The organism is Luteolibacter sp. Populi (genome assembly GCF_040801775.1).
Classification (GTDB): Bacteria; Verrucomicrobiota; Verrucomicrobiia; order Verrucomicrobiales; family Akkermansiaceae; genus Haloferula.
The window spans coordinates 4,647,739-4,666,693 of the sequence record NZ_CP161812.1 but is presented as its reverse complement, the minus strand read 5'-3'; the positions used below and the strand labels follow the sequence as shown (position 1 = coordinate 4,666,693).

14 protein-coding genes are annotated in these 18,955 nt (G+C 64.0%); 7 read left to right on the top strand and 7 right to left on the bottom strand.

The genetic code is table 11. The annotated features are described in order from the left end of the window. Positions 1-23 precede the first annotated feature (23 nt). The 3 genes from ABWK72_RS18960 to ABWK72_RS18950 are packed head-to-tail and all read left to right on the top strand — an operon-like array spanning position 24 to position 4,565. Positions 24-2,072, top strand: a complete 2,049-nt coding sequence (locus ABWK72_RS18960; protein ID WP_367871138.1) for a hypothetical protein — start codon at positions 24-26, stop codon at positions 2,070-2,072. Between the two features lie 39 nt (positions 2,073-2,111). Next, positions 2,112-4,169, top strand: coding sequence for a hypothetical protein (locus tag ABWK72_RS18955; protein WP_367871137.1), 2,058 nt, complete (start codon positions 2,112-2,114; stop codon positions 4,167-4,169). A gap of 9 nt (positions 4,170-4,178) precedes the next feature. Next, a complete protein-coding gene (locus ABWK72_RS18950; protein WP_367871136.1) occupies positions 4,179-4,565 on the top strand; it encodes a VOC family protein in 387 nt (128 codons plus the stop codon). Positions 4,566-4,571: 6 nt separating this feature from the next. Here the strand turns inward: ABWK72_RS18950 and holA are convergent, their stop codons facing one another. Both holA and tadA read right to left on the bottom strand, forming a co-directional pair. Beyond that, positions 4,572-5,681 carry a DNA polymerase III subunit delta gene (holA, locus tag ABWK72_RS18945; protein ID WP_367871135.1) on the bottom strand — a complete coding sequence of 370 codons (1,110 nt, stop codon included), beginning with the start codon at positions 5,679-5,681 and terminating at the stop codon, positions 4,572-4,574. 54 nt (positions 5,682-5,735) lie between these two features. Then, complete coding sequence (gene tadA, locus ABWK72_RS18940; protein WP_367875359.1) at positions 5,736-6,224, bottom strand: tRNA adenosine(34) deaminase TadA; 489 nt, start codon at positions 6,222-6,224, stop codon at positions 5,736-5,738. Between the two features lie 199 nt (positions 6,225-6,423). Between tadA and rpe the strand changes: the two genes are divergently transcribed. Genes rpe through ABWK72_RS18925 form a run of 3 tightly spaced genes read left to right on the top strand, consistent with a single transcriptional unit; the run spans position 6,424 to position 8,933 of the window. Next, the gene (rpe, locus tag ABWK72_RS18935) at positions 6,424-7,089 is read left to right on the top strand and encodes a ribulose-phosphate 3-epimerase (protein ID WP_367875358.1); all 666 of its coding nucleotides are present in this window, start codon (positions 6,424-6,426) and stop codon (positions 7,087-7,089) included. 42 nt (positions 7,090-7,131) lie between these two features. Further along, positions 7,132-8,082: a hypothetical protein gene (locus ABWK72_RS18930; RefSeq protein WP_367871134.1), complete on the top strand. Its 951-nt coding sequence runs from the start codon at positions 7,132-7,134 to the stop codon at positions 8,080-8,082. Positions 8,083-8,087: 5 nt separating this feature from the next. Continuing rightward, positions 8,088-8,933 carry a peptidylprolyl isomerase gene (locus ABWK72_RS18925; protein ID WP_367871133.1) on the top strand — a complete coding sequence of 282 codons (846 nt, stop codon included), beginning with the start codon at positions 8,088-8,090 and terminating at the stop codon, positions 8,931-8,933. A 6-nt stretch (positions 8,934-8,939) separates the two neighbouring features. Here ABWK72_RS18925 and ABWK72_RS18920 read toward each other — a convergent pair whose 3' ends face one another. The 5 genes from ABWK72_RS18920 to ABWK72_RS18900 all read right to left on the bottom strand — a co-directional run bounded on the left by ABWK72_RS18920 (position 8,940) and on the right by ABWK72_RS18900 (position 17,669). Further along, the gene (locus tag ABWK72_RS18920) at positions 8,940-10,136 is read right to left on the bottom strand and encodes a DUF2264 domain-containing protein (protein ID WP_367871132.1); all 1,197 of its coding nucleotides are present in this window, start codon (positions 10,134-10,136) and stop codon (positions 8,940-8,942) included. A gap of 68 nt (positions 10,137-10,204) precedes the next feature. Further along, positions 10,205-11,560, bottom strand: a complete 1,356-nt coding sequence (locus ABWK72_RS18915) for a hypothetical protein (RefSeq protein WP_367871131.1) — start codon at positions 11,558-11,560, stop codon at positions 10,205-10,207. Between the two features lie 209 nt (positions 11,561-11,769). Further along, positions 11,770-12,414, bottom strand: coding sequence for a hypothetical protein (locus ABWK72_RS18910; protein ID WP_367871130.1), 645 nt, complete (start codon positions 12,412-12,414; stop codon positions 11,770-11,772). 110 nt (positions 12,415-12,524) lie between these two features. Continuing rightward, entirely contained in the window at positions 12,525-14,615 is a 2,091-nt protein-coding gene (locus ABWK72_RS18905; RefSeq protein WP_367871129.1) for a hypothetical protein, read from the bottom strand. Positions 14,616-14,660: 45 nt separating this feature from the next. Further along, positions 14,661-17,669 carry a tetratricopeptide repeat protein gene (locus tag ABWK72_RS18900; protein ID WP_367871128.1) on the bottom strand — a complete coding sequence of 1,003 codons (3,009 nt, stop codon included), beginning with the start codon at positions 17,667-17,669 and terminating at the stop codon, positions 14,661-14,663. Positions 17,670-17,881: 212 nt separating this feature from the next. Between ABWK72_RS18900 and ABWK72_RS18895 the strand changes: the two genes are divergently transcribed. Next, entirely contained in the window at positions 17,882-18,937 is a 1,056-nt protein-coding gene (locus tag ABWK72_RS18895; RefSeq protein ID WP_367871127.1) for an NAD(P)-dependent alcohol dehydrogenase, read from the top strand. Positions 18,938-18,955 lie beyond the last annotated feature (18 nt).

Here is an 18,955-nt window from a genome sequence, read left to right as displayed (position 1 = left end):
CCTCCCTCTGCTAAAGGGCTGCGATGCCCGACGCTGCCGAACGTTTCATCCAAGCCGCCATCAGTCCCATGGAGGACAATGCGGAGCTGACGATCGCGGCGCGGCACCAACTGGAAGAAGCCATCCGCAATGCAGCGCCGGGCCCCGGCGATACGCGAGATATCGCGGCGGCGACGCTGGAGCAGCGGGACCGTCCGGGATTCCTGAAACGGTGGAAAGCGGCTCTCTACCTTCTGACGGCTGGGGTCTCGGCCGCGGTGTTGGGATTGACCGCGGCTTCGGTGATCTCGATGTGGCCCGCCTACCAACTGCTCGCCAACACCCTCTCCATCCGCTCCTTCTACATCGACCCCGCGATGAGCGACAGGATGCTGGCCGGCCATCTCAAACCGAAGGAGCGCCTGCTGCTGCTCGGGGACACGGCAAAGGCTGGTCGTGCAGCAAGGATTAAGGGCCTGTGGGACAGCGAGCCGGACAACGCCGCTTATTTCGCGGACTATGCCATCGCCCATCTCAGCGACCACAGTGCTCTGCCGTTGGACTTCCTCGAGACCGCACGCAAGCTGGATCCCGACAATGGCTGGTTCATCGCCATCGCCGCGGGGGAGTCCGCACGTCAGGCGATCGATCCCGGAAGCAGGGCGACGACCACTTCACCCGGAGGCGTGAAGCTCAAGTTGATCAAGGATGCGGCGAAGCGCGATGAAGCGCTGGCCCTGCTGCACGAAGCAAGCGCCAAGCCGCGCTTCGACAGCTACCAGCCCGCGATGCTACGAAAGCGCATCCCCCTGCTGCCAGCTCGGACGGACACGACAGACCAATTCGTGCCCTTTTCTTACCTTGCCGGAACGAGTGCACCGAACTTTCGGATCAGATATCTGGGCGACGTGATGGCGATTCAAGCGATGGATCTCGCCAAAGCCGGGGATCGCGTGGGATTCAGGCAGTTGCGGCGCGACTGGGATCTCCTCACCGGAAACATGATCCGGGCGGAGAGCATCGGGGTGATCGATATGCTTCTCGCCACGTCAAACATCCGGGTTTCTCTCAAAGCGATGCACGAGGCTGCCGTGGACCTTGGATTGTCCGAGGAAGCCGCCAGATTGAAAGCGCTCGATGACCGTTTCGAGGAACGGAAGAGGGTGCAAACATCCCGCCCCGATCCGCTGCCCGAATTGCAGAAGCATGGGAGCGTGCTCGGTGGCGCGTCCTGGCCCATGCTCTCCAAGCAGACCCTGCGCACCGTGGAGATTCCCGCGGAAGAACTCCAAGCGGGACGACTGGCCGACCACGCCTTCGCCGGGCGCGTGCTGGCTCTGGCAGCGTGGATCGTGCTGGCGCTGGCAATGAATGCCGCCGGACTCTACAGCTACCGCGGAAGTGCTTTGCCACGGCGGCTTTCCGTTCGCCTGGGAGAACTATTGAAGGTGAGCGATCACGCGCGGATCATCGGCATCGGGATCATGCTGCCCGCGCTCTACTACCTGGTGATTTACCGGCTGACTCCTTGGGGCGGCCGGGATTGGAGCCTGGCGGCAAGTGCCTACATCGTGCCCGCGGCGCAGTTCGGGACCATGCTGTCGCTGATGCTGGTCCTGCCGGTCCTGATCACGCGGGCGCGATTGAATCGCCGCGCGGGAGCCGCGGGTCTCCGGGCGCGGCAGACCTGGGTGCCATGGGCTGCGGTGGCCTGCGCGGCGGCGGCGCTGCCGACTTTCGGGCTCTCCTTGGAAAAGGGAAGCAATGCCGGGATCGTAATGAACATTGCGACAGGTCTGATAGGGATACTCCTGCTCTACGCACTGATCGCCGGGATCCGCGCCCTGTTCTCGCGGCAGCAGTCCTTGCTGCGGCGGATGACGCTGGCACGGGCGGTCATACCCGCTTACGCCGCGGGCATGGTGCTGATGATGCTGGCCATGCCGCTCTATCATCTGGAGGAGAAGCACTGGTTCGGGCAGGATGAGATCTCCCGATTCTCGGCGGAGAACCCCTCATTTTCCCGCTACGAATGGGACGTGACCCAAGTGCTGCGGGAAGAGTTGTTAGAGATCATCGAGACCAAGCCTTGAGAGACTTTCCCGCGAAGCATCATCAGCCAATAAAGAATCATGCCCGATCCCGCCGAGCGCTTCATCGCCGCCGCCCTCAACCCTTTTGCAAATAATCCCGAGCTGGAGATGGCGGCGCGGCAGATGCTGGAAGGCACCATCGCAGCGGATGGCGGCGAGATTCCCGCGACGGCAGTCGGGCGGCTGGAAGCAGCGGACCGCAGGGGCAAGTCCGGCCGCTGGCGGGCGGCGCTTTGGATCGTAGCCCTCATCGCAGCCGGAATCGCGGCAGTGCTGGGATTCCTCCAGTGGCGGCACTACTATCCGCAAGTCCAACTTCTCGCCGCCATGGGAGGGTCCGGCCCGGGTTCAGCGAGCACCGGCCCCTCGCCGGAAGAACTCCTCGCCCGCGGGCTGACACCGGCGCAGCGGCTGCTCCTGCTCGGCGACCTCTCCCGCCGCTCGCGGGCGGAGCGCTGGCAGGCGCTGCGGGATAGCGATCCACAGAATGCAGACTACTACGTCGACTACGTGCTGGCCTATCGTTCCGAGCACGATGCGCTGCCGCCAAACTTCCTCGAGACCGGCAAACGGATCGATCCCGGCAACGCTTGGTTCGCCGCCTATGCCGCCGGGGTCCTGGCGGAAGAGGCCGTGGAAGCCCGGCCCAGGACACCTGCCCAGGTAAAAGCCAAGGAGCCGAAAAGCTACGACGTGAAGGACGCGGCCAAGCTGAAGGAGGCGCGGGACCTCTTCCGGGAGGCGGCGCATCTTCCTTCCTTCGACCTGCGGCAAGGCGAGCTATTCCGGCGGCGCGTGGAGCTATTGCCGCGGAGAACCTCGGCCTTCAACCACCTTCCCACCGTGATGTATGTGGCAGGCATGCGCGCCGCCAGCCTGCCGGTCCGGCATTTGACCGATTTGGTCGGGCCAGAATGCGAGCGGCTGGTCGCGGAGAAGGATTCCCAAGGATTGCGCGATCTCATCGCGGATTGGGATTCTTTCATCGCGATCTACGCGCCCGCGACCGATAGCACGATGATCGACGCCCTCGTGAAGCAGGTTCTGCTCCGCAGCGGCTATCGGGACTTGGGCCGGGCGGCGGAAACCTTGGAACTCTCCGCCGACGCCGCCCGCCTGCAGGCTGTGGCGGATCGCTACGACGCTTACTACGAGAAGAGGAACGCCGCCAGCGAAGCGAACGCAGCGGCCCGCGAGGAACTCACCCGCGAAATGAGTGCGCTCGCGGGGCTGGCCCTTCCGACCGTCAGCAAGCAGGTACTCAATCCACCAGAGCTTCGCGGTCGCCTCGCACCGGGCCGCCTCGCCGAGCATGAGTTCGCCTTGAAGTGCATGACCCTGTTCGTGCTCTGCCCTACCCTGTTGATCTGCGGGCTCTGCCTCGCGCTCTACCGTTTCCGCGGCGGTGAATTGCAGCGCCTGCTTTCCGCCCGCCTGGTGTCGCTGCTGACCCCGAAGGATTGGGCCCTGATACTGGGCGGGGGCGTGGCATTGCCTTTCATCGCGTATCAAGTGCTGGCGCGCTTGCCGTGGACCGGATGCCGGGAGTGGGGCATCGCTCCGCTGAAATTCCTCACCCCGGCGGTGGGAGTTACTCTCATCACCTGGTTGATGGTGGTCCTGCCAGTGGTGGTGGCCCGCCGTCGCTTGGAGCAGCGGGCGGGTTTCCTCGGCCTGCGGTGGCGCTTCCAGTGGGTCGCATGGCTGGTGTGTCTCGTGGTCGCCCTCGCGATTCCCGTAGTCGGCCATGCCTTGCTGCCATGGAAGCCCAATACGGCTTTGACCATGGCGGTGCTCATCGTCATCTTGATTCCGGAGTGTTGGATCATAGTGGCGGCCTTCCGCGGCTTGTTCAGTCGCTCGGGGAACCTTCTCAAGCGCCTCGTGCTCTGCCGCGTATTGCTGCCGGCTCAGGCGATCGCGGTAATCCTGGGAGTGCTCTCACTGCTTCTCTGCCACGGCCTCGAAAAGCATTGGGCACAACGGGACGAACTCACGGAAATCACACCGGAAGCGCCCTCCCTCTCGCGCTTCGAATACGAGGTCACCCAGATTGCGCGGCGGGAGATTCTGGACATCCTGGCACTGCCCGACTGACATCCCTCCATGCAGATCCGCGGCATCCATCACGTGGCCATCATCGCCTCGGACTATCCTCTCTCGAAGGCATTCTACACGGAAGTGCTGGGCTTCGGGATCATCGAGGAGACCTACCGCGAAGTACGGGACTGGTACAAGTTGGATCTCGCGCTGCCGGACGGGACGCAGATCGAGTTGTTTTCCTTCCCCGGCGCGCCGCCGCGGCCCTCGTATCCGGAGGCGATCGGCCTGCGGCACCTGGCCTTCGCGACGCCGGATCTGGATGCTGCGGTGGGCTGGCTGGAGAGATGCGGTGTACTCGTCGAGCCGGTGCGGGTGGACGAGATCACCGGCAAGCGCTTCACCTTCTTCGCGGACCCGGACGGCCTGCCGCTGGAGTTTTACGAGGAATGAGAGAACCTACCGCTTCCGCGCCGCGGAAGTCACCTCCGCCACCAGCCGGTGCAGCACCAAGCGGTGATCTAGGCCCGTCGTCACCAGCGAGCGATCCGCTTTCAGCGCCGACTCCATCGCACCGCGCAGGCCGTCCATCGTGAAGGCTTCCGCGCCGCGCAGGCAGAGGAAGAGCGGATAGATATTCACGCCGCCGGCTTTCTTCTGCGGCAGCCACATGCGCTCCATCTCGGGCAGGCGGTCCACCGCGGCGGCGAAGTCCTTGTAATTCCGCATCGGCAGGCGCTTCTCCGCGAGCACCTTCGCCATGAAGAGATTCCGCACCGTGGGAATGATCGAGGCGCGCATCAGGCCGATCGCGTTCTCGCCGCGCTCAAGCTGCTGATCGACGAGTTCAAGCGCCCGGGCGCCGTCGCCCCTTTGCAGGGCATTGCCGATCTCGAAGACCACGCCCGCGCGGCTGAGCGGGACCATGCGCCGGACGTCGTCCAGCGTCACCTCCCGGCGGTCGAGCCCGAGGTAGAGGTCGATCTTTTCCAGTTCATTGCCGATCTGGCGGGTCGCCTCGCCAGCAAGCATGACGAAAAGTTCCAGAGCGTCCGGCTCGAAGCGCAGGCCGAGATCCCGCGCGCGTTTCTCGACCAGATCGGCGACTTCCTCCTGCCAGCCCTCGCGTGAAGTGTCGATCTTGTCGTAGACCTTCACGTGCGCGTTCTTTTCGAGGAACTTCCAGAAGGCCCTCCGCTTGTCGATTCCGGTGGCGCTGAGCAGGAATACCACGCCCTTGCCTAGCCCTCCCTCCAGGCAGCTCTTCAGGGAGTCCACGCCGGACAAGGTGCGCTCCGCGCGGCCGGTGACATCGTCCACCAGGAAGCTGGCATTCTTCAGCCAGACGACTTTCTCGCCGCCGAAGAAAGGCAGGGTCTGGAGTGCCTCGACCACCGAGCGACAGATCTGGAAAGCACCTTCCGAATTGTCAGCGGTGCCCTCGATCATCTCGTGAGTGAAGCCGTCATCGATACCGCCCGTCAGTTTGCGGTGCTCTCGCAGGGCTTCTTCTTTCACGCGCCCGTCGTCGCTGCCGATAACGGCGAAGATGTTCGGCAAAGCGGCCACGCGCGGAGCTGTACGGCTTCGGCGGGAAAGGGGCAAGCCGCAGCGCGCGGAAAATCAGAAGTCGCCAGCCGCACCGCCGGGCCGGCTCTTTTCCACCCCCGCCTTCTTCCGTTCGCGGGCCTCGCGGAAGAAGCTTTGGAGCATGGCGAGGGATTCCTCGCCCATGACCCCGGCGGTTACCTCGCAGCGGTGATTGAGCGGCGGATTCGCCTCGAGCAGGTTGATCCAGCCGCCCGCGGCACCGGCCTTCGGGTCCGGGCAGCCGAAAACCACGCGCTCCGGCCGGCAGTGGACGATCGCGCCGGCGCACATCGGGCAGGGCTCCTTGGTCACGTAGAGGGTGCATTTCTCCAGACGCCAGTCGCCGAGCGCATTTTGCGCGGCGGTCAGGGCCAGCATCTCGGCATGGGCAGTGGCGTCCTTCAGGGTTTCCACCTGATTCCAAGCCCGGGAAATGATCCGCCCCTCCCGCACGATCACGCAGCCGATCGGAACCTCGGTGGCCGCATAGGCCTTCCGCGCCTCGCGCATGGCCTGGCCCATGAAGAAGTCGTCGCCAGGGAGATCGATGATCGGGTCCACGCAGGGAGGAATAAGTTCCAAGTGAAAAGTGCCAAGCCATGAAAGTTCCAAGTGAAAAGTAGCAAGTGCCAAGTTTCTTGGAACTTCGCCCTTCTTACTTGGAACTTCCTTCTCCTTGGCACTTGGAACTTTTCACTTGGAACTTCACCTTCCCCGCGTGATCCCGCCGACCTTTCGTGACCGAGTCATCGCCCCGTCCCTGCTTGCCGCCGATTTTTCCCGCGTTCGCGAGGAAGTCACCCGGGCGATCCAGAGCGGTGCGGACTGGCTGCACCTCGACATCATGGACGGGCATTTCGTGGACAACATTTCCTTCGGACCGGCGATGGTGCAGGCGGTCCACGAGACCAACGACATCTTCCTGGACGTCCACCTGATGGTCTCGCGGCCGGACCACTACTTGCCGCGCTTCGTGGCGGCCGGATCGGACCTCATCACGGTCCATGTGGAAGCGGAGCACGACGTGGCCGACACGCTGCGTAAAATCCGCTCAGCGGGCTGCAAGGCCGGGCTGGCACTCAATCCGGCGACCCCGCTCGAGGCCGCCCTGCCCTACCTCGAACTGATCGACCTGCTGCTGTGCATGACCGTGGTCCCCGGCTTCGGCGGCCAGCCCTTCATGGCCGAAGTACTGCCCAAGATCGAGGCGGCGGCGAAGCTGCGCGAGGAGCGCGGGCTGGAATACCACATCGAGGTGGACGGGGGGATCGACGCGCTGACCGCCGCACACTGCGCAAAATCCGGGGCAAATGCGATGGTCGCCGGATCCTCCACCTTCAAGGCACCGGACATGGCCGCGGCGATCCGGGCGATCCGCGAGGCTTGAAAAGGGACGAAAACGGCGTTCAGTGGCGCTATACACATGCCCATGAAGCCGCCCACCGTCATCGCCATCGCCGCCGCGCTCGCCGGATTTTCCTTGGGGTGGCTGGTGAAGCCGTCCGGAGCCCCACCCGAAGCGGTCGCCGGGGAAGCCGGGCAGGAGCAGTCCGCGGGCGGGAAATCCCGCAACCGCAGCAACGATCCGGAGCGCCCGCTGGTGCGCGCACCCCGCAACGCGAGCGGTCGAGGCAGCGGCGAAATGGAGGCCGATCAGAAGACGGCCTCTGCGGAGCGCAATTTCAACAAGACCTACGCCAGCGCCGGCGAAAAGACCCGCAGCGCCCAGCTGAACCGCTGGTCGGAGGCCATGGGCTTGGACGAGGAGCAGGAGAAAGCCATCGAGGCCCTGCAGGAAGGCCTGCGCGAGGGATTCAAAACCCTCCAAGGGCGGGGCAAAACCCCGATCGAGGTGATGACCGAGGCTGCCAATTCCGAGCGGATCTTCGAAAGCGAGGTGAAGAGGCTCCTCGATCCGGAACAGTTGATCGCTTACGAAGATTTCAAGGCCCGCGAGAAGGCAAACGACATCGAAGCCCGCGCCTCGGAGTCCTACTCCGATCTGGTCCGGAGCATCGATCTCTCGCCCTCCCAGAAGGAACAAGCGCGGCAGGCCCTGATCGAATCCAGCACGGCGGCGGCGAAAAAGCGGCCGGAGGGTCTGGACCTGATCACCAAGTCCTTGAGCGTGATGGGCGGCAGCTACCTTACGGCACTCGAGGACATGACTCCCTTCCTCGACGATCCCGAGGCGTTTAAAAATCCTGTGGAGGTCCAGAAACACATGATCGCCTCGAAGCGCGGTGCTACCGAAGACCGCCTCGCGCGCCTGACAACGATCCTGACGCCCGCCCAGCTCTCGCAATACCGCGCGATGCAGGACGCGCGGACCTCATTCATGGAGGCCTCCAATCCTCCACCGGCCCCGGCCAACCGCTGAGAGCCATGCTGCGCATCAACGGCGAAACCGCCGATCCCGGGTTGATCGAGGACGCCTTCGCCCGCTTCAAGGCGGAGGCGGAAATGCTCAGCGAGGTTTCCTGCTGCGAACGCGACGGGGAATTCCGCACCCTCGCGGAGGAGGAAGTCATCGATGGCATCCTGCTTGCCCAGGAAGCGGAGCAGAACTCGCCAGCCCCGGCGCCGGAAGAAGTGCGCTCGGCCTTCGAGGACACCCTGCGCCAGTGGCGGGAGCACGGCGCGTCTTGGGACTTGCTCGATGCGCAGCGGGAATCCCTGCGCGCGGAAACGATTTCCAAGCTGCGGATGGAGCGCTTCACCGAAGGCCTGTGGCGCGACTTACCGGAACTCACCGAGGAGGATCTTCGTGCATGGTACGAAGCAAATCGCGCGCGCTTCCGCCAGCCGCCCTCGGCACGGGCGCTGCACCTGGTGCGCTTCCCCGAAAGCGCCGATCCGTGGGACGACTACGCCGCGATGCTCGACCTGCGCCGCCGGGCCTTGGATGGCGCGGACTTTGCGGACCTCGCCAAGACCCACACCAAAAAGCGCGGTGCCGAGACCGACTTGGGCTGGATCGAGCAGCAGCGGGTCTTCAATCCCTTCGAGTCCATGCTCTTCTCGCTTCGCAAGGACGAGGTTAGCCCGGTCTTCTTCTACGAGCAGGCCCTGCACCTGGTGAAGGTGGAAGAAGTACGCGAGGCAGCTGTCCAGCCTTTCGAGGAAGTGGCGGACGGCATCCGCGAGGAAGTCGAACGCGCGCGGCGCCTGCAGGTGCTAAAGGACCTCGCCGCCACGCTGCGCACGACCGCAGTGATCGAGCGGGATTGAAGCCACCTACTTGCCGTGGGCGTGGTCGGCCTTCACATCTTCCCCCGCCCAGATCCTTTTCTGCGTCCAAGCCTTCGGAGCCGCCGTCCAGAATGGATCATTCGCCCGCAGCCCCAAATGCTGCATCCCGGCCAGACAAAGATAAAGGCTCCCGGTCGAGATATAGCCTTCACGGATCGATGGCTGATACCCCACTGCCCCAACCCTGAGCCAGCCCTCTTTATCGAAAGTATCCGGAGCCGCCAAAGTCCTCCTGATCACCGCGGTCAAAGCGCCGCGCACGGCGGCGGGCTCAAGATCCTGAGGCAGCTCCCCCCGGCGCGCCATCATCGAGAGGTGCTGGAAGGCCCCGAAGCGATACGCGCTCGACCGCCCCATCACCGGATACGTGCCCTCCGGAGAAATGAGCCGCTCCTGCACCGCGGCGTATCGCTTCGCCCGCCCGAGCACCGCCGGCCAGCGGCTAGCCAGCTCGTGGTTCTTCTCGCGGCACACATCCAGCACGGCCAGCATCGCTGGTTGGATCACGAAGCTATTGTAGTAATCCCAGTGGAACTCCGGGCCGTCGCCATAGACGCCATCGCCCAGGTACCACTGCTCGTGCTTTTCGAGCGCGCGCTGGATCGGCGGCATCTCACACTCGCCGGTGAGCTTCCACAGCGCGGCCTCCACCAGTGCCGAGAAGAGCAGCCAGTTGTTCTGGGGCGGCTTGATCTTGCGGGTCTGCTTCAGCGCGTCAGCAAGGTTGGCCTTCTCCTCCTCCTTCAGAGGCTCCCACAATTGCGCGGGAGCCTGCAGCAGCGCCTGCGAGAGAAAGGCGGCATCGACCAAGGGCTGACCGCCTTCGGAGAAATTCATGCGGTCCGGGGAATCCGGTGCCGTCGCCATCACCAGCGCCTGGCGGGAAAGCAAGATGTAGCGTTCCCGCAGCCGTCCTTCCGGCGTCTTGTCCGGCCCGAGCGCGAGCCACGGCGAGATCCCGGCCATGGTCCGGCCAAAGGCTTCGAGACAGGTATAGGAAGCCCGCCCCTTCTCACCCGGACCGAGCGGCATCTGGGCCTTGAGCTTTCCCGCCGCAAGCGATTCCAGCACCGGCTTGGCGATGCGATCGAGCGACTTGACCGTGAACTCCCGGTCCGCCTTGCCATCCTGCGCGGCGAGGGGGAGGACAAGAGAGAGGAACAACAACAGCACGCGGCCCATGGCGGAAGCATGTCACTTCGACGACCCATGTCGCGGAAATATGAAGTCCGCGGCCGAATCCGCCCGATTCACCGGATGCTCTCCAAATACCTCTTCAAATCCCCTTGAAGCCATCTCCCCTCATCCCGCTCCCCACGGGTATTGAAGATATCGAACTCGGGAGACAGCGCATCATAGTCAAGACGGGCTACCCAAGATTTCTCTTCTGCATACAACAAGGGAATGGCCGCGACTGCGAGCAGCATGGCGAGGCATAGCGGCCAAATCACACCCCGCACCAAAAGCGCCCGGTGCAGCCTCGTGGCTGGATTTCCCGCAAATTGATAAACCGCAAGATACAGCACCCAAAGCAACGGCAGGCCAGCCATGAAGCCGGCGCTACTCCAGCACATCATTTCCATCCATTTGCCGGACGAAAGCACTCTCGGCAATACGGCCCCTACCGGGATCATTCCCAAGGCGAGAATGGCCATCCAGACCTGTGTATCCATGAGACGCCCCTCCATCGCAAGCATCGTGGCACGCCGCGATAGGCAGCAGCGGGCGAAAGACAGCGAAAGCAAGAGAACCGCCACCCCCAGCGAGACAATCTGCAGGATCCACAGAATGAAGCGTTCTTCCCCCAAGGCGAAGTCCCGCGCTCCAAGATAATCGCCCCGTGTCGAGGCGGCGTAGACCGCCACCGGCAGACCGAAGCCCAGCGCCAGAATCAGCAAATGATCCCTGAATTGCAGCATGCCTGCGAGCCGCTCCGGCAGCAGGCCAAGTTTCCGCCGGTCGCGCCACCACGTAATCCCCAGGAAGATCGCCACGAGGAACAGGAACACCGCCCCAACATGAATCATGAAGCGTTCATACATCGCATACTCCGCCATCCGCCCGGCACGGACCTCCGCCTCACTCACCGGCGTCGAATGCGGCTTGCGGCTTCCCAAGATGGTCTTCGCCAGGAAGGCGCTCGTCTGTCCCAAGTCCAGGGCATCCGGGGCCGGGCTCGGCACCGGTGCGCGGGACCGCGAAGGCCCGAGATCGCGCACGATCTCTTCATAGGGTTTCGCCCGCTCCGGTTCCCCGAGGTTCTGCCACGCCTTTGCCAGCCCTTTGCAGCCGCTGACCAGCACCCTGCGCGCAATCGCTTGGGTCAGGTAGTGCTCATCCATCCTTGAGAGCCGCTCGACCAGTTGATGCAGGGTCCTGCCAATCTTCTCCAGATTCACCCGATCTTCATCCTTCGCGGCTTTCTCCGCTGCCAAGCCAAGAGCTTCTCCATAAGCGTTGATATGGGACCAGCCCCGGGTCCAATCCTCTGCTTGAACGAGAGCAAGCATCTGGCTCATCGTGTGATCGGCAAAGTCCACTGGAAGCGGTGACGCCTCGAAACGGATCCGGTCGAGCGCCGCACCATAGTCGTCCCAGCGCGGCATCGCCAAGGCCGCGTCCAAGGTCACGAGAGCGTCATCGAATGCTGCCTGATCCAGAATCATCGGAACCGGCTTCGGCGGAGCTGCCGGCCGCTTCCCCCGGGTCGGCGGCGGCGGTGGCGGCGCAGCAGCGAGTGCCCGCCTTTCTTCCCGGGTCAATTTCGGCGAAGGTGGAATCCCCATGGTGAGCCTCACTTTTTCCGAGCCGGTGATCATCCGGAACCAGCCGTTGCCGGGATCGAGCTTCTCTCCCGTTGCCACCAGATCCGGGAGCCATTCTTTATGCTCCTTGTGGTAGCCCGCGGCATAAGCGAAATAATGCCGGGGATCATCAGGATACCGGTCCCAGACCGCCTTCCATCGCGCGGCATCCTGTCCTTTGCTCTCCCCCCTATCAGGTGCAGCCGCCGGTCCTCCCCGATCCCCGATAGGAAACGGCGCATCCCGGGATCGTCCTCGAATACTTCAGCCCGTTTAGCCAAGCGCGGAAACGTCGGAATATTCCCGTGCTCGCAGCACATGCTCCCCATGCTCCCGCTCATCTGGTTCGCCACGTAAACCCGCTCCCACGAACGCAAGGCCGGCAGCCCCGCCACCGCCCACCACCCTGCTGCAAGAATCGCGGCCAATGCAACGACCAGACCTGCCCGTCGACACAGCTTGAAGGAAGCCGCAGTCGCGTGCATGCGTCGTGTTGCGGCACCGATGAAATCGCCCTTGGGAACCCGCGGCAAGGTCTCTGCCACTGCTAGGCATTCCTCCAAGATCTCGCGCCGTTCCACATCGTCTCCCAGCGGCAGCATCACCGCATCGACAAAAGCCTGCTTGTCCGCATCAAGATCCAAGGCGGATACCATGGCCGGAAGATACGGCGCGAAGCAAGGCGAGAGCCACGCCCGGTTGAGCTTTTGGCTCGGCCGAGTCCACCCTGTATCCACCTTGCATGTTTGCCGGATCGGGACGATGCCTATTTCACGGCATCGAGGGCTTCGCGAAGACGCCCCTGGAGGTAGCTACTAAACTCGGAACCGGAAAAGTTAGAGACTCCGGCATCGCTCCGATTCACCTGTTCGAAGCGGATGCGGCCGACCCACTTCCTTTCCTCCGCATGCACGGCGGCGATGGCGATGGCCGAAAGCAAAGTCGCGGCAGCGACGAAGGGCGAAGCCGCGCGCAGCAAGGTGAAGCGGTGCAGGCGGCGCGAAGCCGAGCCGGCAAAGAACCCGAGAGCCAGACAGAGCAGCCATAGCAAGGGAAGCGCCAGCGGCGACCAGATGATGGCGGAGGTCCAATCATCATCCACCTTCCACTTCTTCTCCAAGTGCGGAATCGCCGCGGCGTAGGGCATGGTGCCCAGCGCGAGCGCTGCGATCCAACGGCCCGGATTGAAACCATGGGAACCGAAGCCGGCCACCGCAGCGCGGCGCGACAAACGCCAGCGGGTCGCCTCAAGGCTGCACAAGACAACCGAGAGAGCCAAGCCCGTGGCGACCGCGAACATCACGGCGAATTGGATCCCGGTGAGCGAGAAATCGCGGAACCCGAGCCACGGCAAGCGCAATGAAACCCAGTAAACCGAGCCGGGCCCCAGCAGCCCTAACAAAAAGATCCACGCGTGGTCCGACCACTCCAGCACGCCGGCCAGACGATCTCCGAGAACGCGGGTGGCCCGCCGCTCGCGCAGCACGGCGAGCAACATGAAGGGCAGCACCAGCAGCAGGAACAGCGCGACACCCTGCAACGCCAATCGCTCGGTCGCCGCATATTCCGCCAAGCGTCCACCACGCAGATCATCTTCGGAGACCGGCGTGATCCGGGCCGGGTTGGACATTCTCGCCAAGGTGCTTCCACGCCTTTCCTCCAAGGCATCCTTGGGATTTCGCAAACGTTTGGTCACCCTCTGGTCCAAGCGGTCCGCCAAGTCCCGGAAACGCGATGCTTGGTCAGGCGCTCCCAAGACGCCGTAAGCATCGGCAATCTGTCTGCTGACCTTCACGGCCGAGTCTTCCACCGTCTCGGATTGGCCGAGGTTCGGCTGGGGAAATGCGGCGAAGGCCCGGAGCGTTCCGAGGAAGCGCTCCGCGACCGCGTCCAAGGCAGGCCGGTCGCCTTTCGCGGCGAAGTGGCGGGCGGCCACCGGCAGCAATTCTCCAGATCTCCGGATCGCCTGCCAGGCGATGCTCCGATCTTCCGGATGAGAGTAGGAGAAGTAATAGGAAAGAAGATGATCGGGATAGTCCTCCGCCGGCGGCCATCTGCTCATCCGCAGGTCGCGGAGCTTCGTGACATAGTCGTCCCAAACAGGCATTGCGAGGGCACGGTCCCAATCGCCAAACAGTTCGCCGAGCAGTGCCTCATCCTTGATTCCGGCAAGGGCTCCCGCCGTCATCGCGCCACCGCGAAGACGCACGGGACGTGAACCCGGACTGATGACATCGGGGACTCGGGAAGAGGCATTCAGCCAACGGAACCAGCCGTTGCGCGGATCCAGCTCTTCGCCGGTTTGAACGAAGTCCGCGGGCCATTTCCCGTGATCGCCGGAATAGGCCACGGCATAGGCAAGGTAGTGGGCGGGATCGCCCGGATGTTGGCCCCATACCGCCTTCCATCGGGCCGCCTTCGACCCGTGGCTTGGTCCGCCCAAGGCAATCAGATGATCGGCGGAATCGACCCTTTCGGCCATCCACTGCTCCACGAATCCCTCGGTATCGTCGTTGAACAGGAGCCGTTCGACGGAACGCGGCATGTTACCCGCGATGGATTGGGAAGTGACGAGGTTCCGCTTGATCGACTGAAGCCAAGCAGGAGCACCGAGGGTGAACCACCCGACGCCAACGAGGATGCCGAGCATGAGGGCCTGGACAAGCAAGCGCCGCATCCGGAAGCGGCGGGCCGTCACTGCCAGCCGACTCGTGGCAGCCGTGGAATCGACCGGCGGGCCACCCGCATGGGCAGCGATGGCGACGGCCTGGGTGAGGAGTTCGCGGGATGCGGGCGCGTCGCCGAGCGGAAGCATCGCCGCGTCTATGAAGGCCTGGTGATCGGGGTCGAGGTCCACTACCGGGACGATGCGCAAACCGGAGCCCGGGAGGCAATCGAATGTTCACTTCGCGTCATCTAGCAAGCGGACGGCCTCCTGATAGACGCAGCGCGCGATCAGCCAATCATCCCACTGCCCTGTCGCAACCTTCTGCGGCATGCCATCCGCTTGGCCAAAAGTCTCACCGAGCAAACGGCCCGCCGTGGCCAGCGATTCACGCGCCTCGCCATCACGCTGCAATCGATGAAGCGTCATCGCCAGAAAGGCATGGGCACTGGCCCCGCAATCGCCCCCGACCACAGAAGACGAGAGACATTCACCCAGCATGGCTTCTGCCGCGGCATGGTTCCCGCATCGATACTCCGCCATCCCCATGTTCAACTTCGCCCACGTCTTCGAATAGCCATCGAGCTGCATCGCCAGCGTGCTCCACGATCTGGCCTGCTCCTTGTCGATGGCGAGATCGGGCATCAGCCAGCAAATCTTCGACATCCGCTCGGTATCTTGCAGGTTCGGCGACTTGCCGAAATCGGCGATGCAGCGCTCGCACATCTGCTGATAGGCCGCATGATCGCCGCTTCGCAGCAGCAGCGCGGCCAGCCTGAGGTAGAGGCCGCTTTCCGGGCCGAAGCTGATCAGCCGCTCCTCGTCCGCCGCCGCATCCTTCCAGCGGCCCGCGCGTGCCCGCGCCTCGACCCGCGCCGTCAGGAGATGCACATACTGGAAGTCGGCGTTTACCGGAATCTCCACCTCCGCACGCCGCGCGATCTCCTCGCGCAGCTTGGCACCCTCCTCGGGCAGACCCGCGTTCTCATAGGAAGTGGCGGCTCCCGCGAGATCCCGCAACTCCTTCGGACCGCTGCCGATCTTCAGCGAATTGCCGCGTGCCCGCGCCGCCTCCTGCCGCAGGGGCAGCGCCTCGCCGGAGCGCCCGGCCGCAGCATGGGCATCCGCCAGTTGATTCATCCAGCGCTGGCTGTTCGGATGCTCGGCCCCGAAGACCTTGCGACTCCCGGCAAGCGCGGATTCAAGCAAGCTCAGGGCCTCGCCATTCCGTCCGGCCAGACCATACGAGATCGCGAGATTGCCCATGGCCCGGATTCCTTCCGGTGACTCGGCTTTGCCCTGCTCGCGAAGCTTGCTCCATACCTCCTCCCGCAGATTGAGCGCCATCTGCGGATTACCCGTCGCCTCATAGGAGATCGCGAGATTCTGCATCGCCCCCAAGGTCTCCGGGGCATCCGGACCAAGGATATCCTTGTACTTCCCGAAGACCTCGATGCGCAACCGCTTCGCATCCTCCCTGTCCCAAGTCCCATCGTAGGAAGTCGCGAGGCGATGCATCGCGGACAGCGTCGCGAGCGAGTTCGGCCCGTTCGTCTCGCGGCGGATCCGCAGGACCCTTTCCTGATACATATGGGCATACCCCGGCTTGTTGTCCGAGGAGTAGGTCAGGCCGAGGTCGTCCATGGCGGCCAGCGTGCGGGCATCCGCCTCGCCATACTCCTTCTCGAAATACCAATAGGCGTCCTGTTGAAGCTTTGCCGCCTCCCCATAGAGCCCGAGACCGTAGTAGCCCGCGCCCAAGGCCAACTGGATGTGGGCACGGCGGTCGGGCTGATCCACGAATTCAGTGTCCAAACGTCCGGTCGCCCTACCCAGCGTCTCCGCCAAGGTCACCGAACTCCCATCCCGAGGATCCGCGCTGCGGAAAACATCGGCCAGGAAGCGGGTGACATCCTCGGCATCCCGGCGGGCACGCTCCACATCGGCCAAGCTCGCCTTCACCGCAGCCTCGGCGCGCTTCGCACGGACCGCCTGCATGGCAGAAACCACGGTGCCCGCGACCATCGCTGTTAGAAGCAGCGCCACCATCGCCGCCGCCGCCCGGTGCCGGACCAGGAACTTCCGCATCTGATAGGTCCGGCTCGGCGCGGCGGCCTTCACCGGCTCATTGCGCAGGAAGCGCTCCAGGTCCTCGCGCAGCGCGGTGGCCGTGCCGTAGCGGCGGCTGCGGTCCTTCGCCAGCGCCTTCAGCACGATCCAGTCGAGCTCGCCGCGGATCACGAAGCTGAGGAGCTTCGGCTCGGTGTGGCGCGCCTGGGCGATCGTCCGCCGCTCCTCATCGCCGATCGTGCCGAAACGGGTCGAGGGCTTCGGCACTTCCTTCTCGCGGATGATCCGCCGCATCTCGTCGAAGCCCGCGGCCATCAGCTCGCTCGCGTCGATCGGCGGCTTCCCTGTTAGAAGCTCGTAGAGCAGCACGCCCATGCTGTAGATGTCCGAGCGCGTATCGATATCGATCGCCGAAAGGCTCGCCTGCTCCGGCGAGATGTAGAGCGGCGTGCCGACGAATTGCTCGAAGCGCGTGAACAGCGTCATGTCGGTCAGCTGCTGCTGCGTCGCCTTGGCAATCCCGAAGTCGATGACCTTCACCACCGCCGCATCGCCATCGAGGCCGACGATGATATTGGACGGCTTGAGGTCGCGGTGGATGATGCCCTTCTGGTGCGCGTGCTGCACCGCCGCGCAGACGCTCATGAAGAGCGCGATCCTCTTCTGCGTATCGTACTTCTGCTGATCGCAGAACATGGTGATCGCCAGCCCGCGCACCAGCTCCATCACGAAGTAAGGCCGCCCGGCCGAGGTCGATCCCGCATCGAAGACCTTCGCGATCCCCGGGTGTTCCATCATCGCCAGCGCCTGCCGCTCCGCCTCGAAACGCGCGATCACCTGCCGCGTGTCCATCCCGGCCTTGATGATCTTCAGCGCCACCCGGCGGACGATCGGCTCGCGCTGCTCCGCCATGAACACCACGCCGAAACCCCCTTCCCCGATCTTCTGCAGCAGCTTGTAGCGCCCGATCACATCTCCGGCCTTCTCCGCAATCTCCGGGGCGACCGGCGGCTCAAGCACCGCGAAAAACCCATCCGCCTCCTCGGCATCGCCCAGCAGCGCTTCGACCCGTGCCCGCTGTTCCGGCGAGTCGCAGGCCGCATCCAAATAGGAACGGCGCTCGGCAGGCGGGAGTTCGCGCGCCACGGCAAAGATATCGTCATGCGTGTCCATCATGACCCCACATGCGCGAAACTGCCGGGAAAACGGACAGGAGAAAGAAAGTTTTTTCCGCGCCCGCCCCTCCAGGCCCGCAGGCGGCCAAAAAAAATCCCGGCCGCTTGGCCATTCCTCCCCGGAATCTCGTTCTACTGACCGGCGGCACTCGAAACCCCGCCGAGTTCGACCGATTCCACATCATTCCTCCAACCTGAAAAGAAAGCACCACCATGATCGCCGCACGCATGCATGAATACCACCAGCCCCTCGTTCTCGAAGAAGTTCCGGAGCCCGTGATGAAGCCGGACGAGATCCTCGTCAAAGTCACCGCCGCCGGGATGTGCCGCACCGACGTCCAATTGCTCGACGGCTACTTCCGGAAATACGCCCCCTCGACCTTTCCCCTCACGCCGGGCCACGAGATCGCGGGCACCGTTCACAAGATCGGCGGCTTGGTTCCCCGGTCCGCCGGCTTCGAGGAGGGTGACCAAGTGGTCGTCGTCGGCGGCTGGGGCGATGGCACCTGCCGTCACTGCCAAGTGGGCAATACCCAAATTTGCAGCCACGGGCAATGGCCGGGCTTCGGTCCTTACGGCGGCTACTCGGAGTTCGTGCCCGTTCCCTCCCGCTACCTCATCAAGGTCGACAAGCGCCTGAAAGCCGAGGAACTGGCTCCGCTCACCGATGCTGGCCTGACTCCTTACCGTGGCATCAAGAAGCTCCGCGATGCAGGTGCCCTTGGCCCCAATCGGGTGCTCGGCGTATTCGGCATCGGCGGGCTCGGGGCCTACGCCGTCCAGTATGCCAAGCTTCTCGGGGCCGGTGCCACCGTAGTCGCTTTCGCGCGCCATCCCGACAAGCTGGCTGTCGCGAAGGAATACGGAGCCGACCACGTCATCAGCACCAAGGGCAAAGCCACCGCCGACCTCCGCAAGGAACTCAACAACACCATCGGAAAGGGTGAGCTCGACGCCGTCATCGACTGCGCCGGAGCCGCGGAGATGATCCGCACCGGCTTCGAGCTTCTGGGGGTCGCCGGCCACTACTCCTCGGTTGGCCTCGTGGGCGACCAGATCGATATCCCGCTATTCCCCTTCGTGGCGCGGGAGTACACCTATCACGGCTCTTTCTGGGGCAACTACAACGACCTCAGCGAAATCATGGCGCTCGCGGCGGAAGGGAAGATCCGCCACACGGTCAAGACGGTCCGCCTCCAGGACGTCAACGAGAACCTCGAACTGCTGCGGGCGGGTGACATCGTCGGCAGGGCGGTAATCAAATTTTAACCAGCACCCGAACAACTC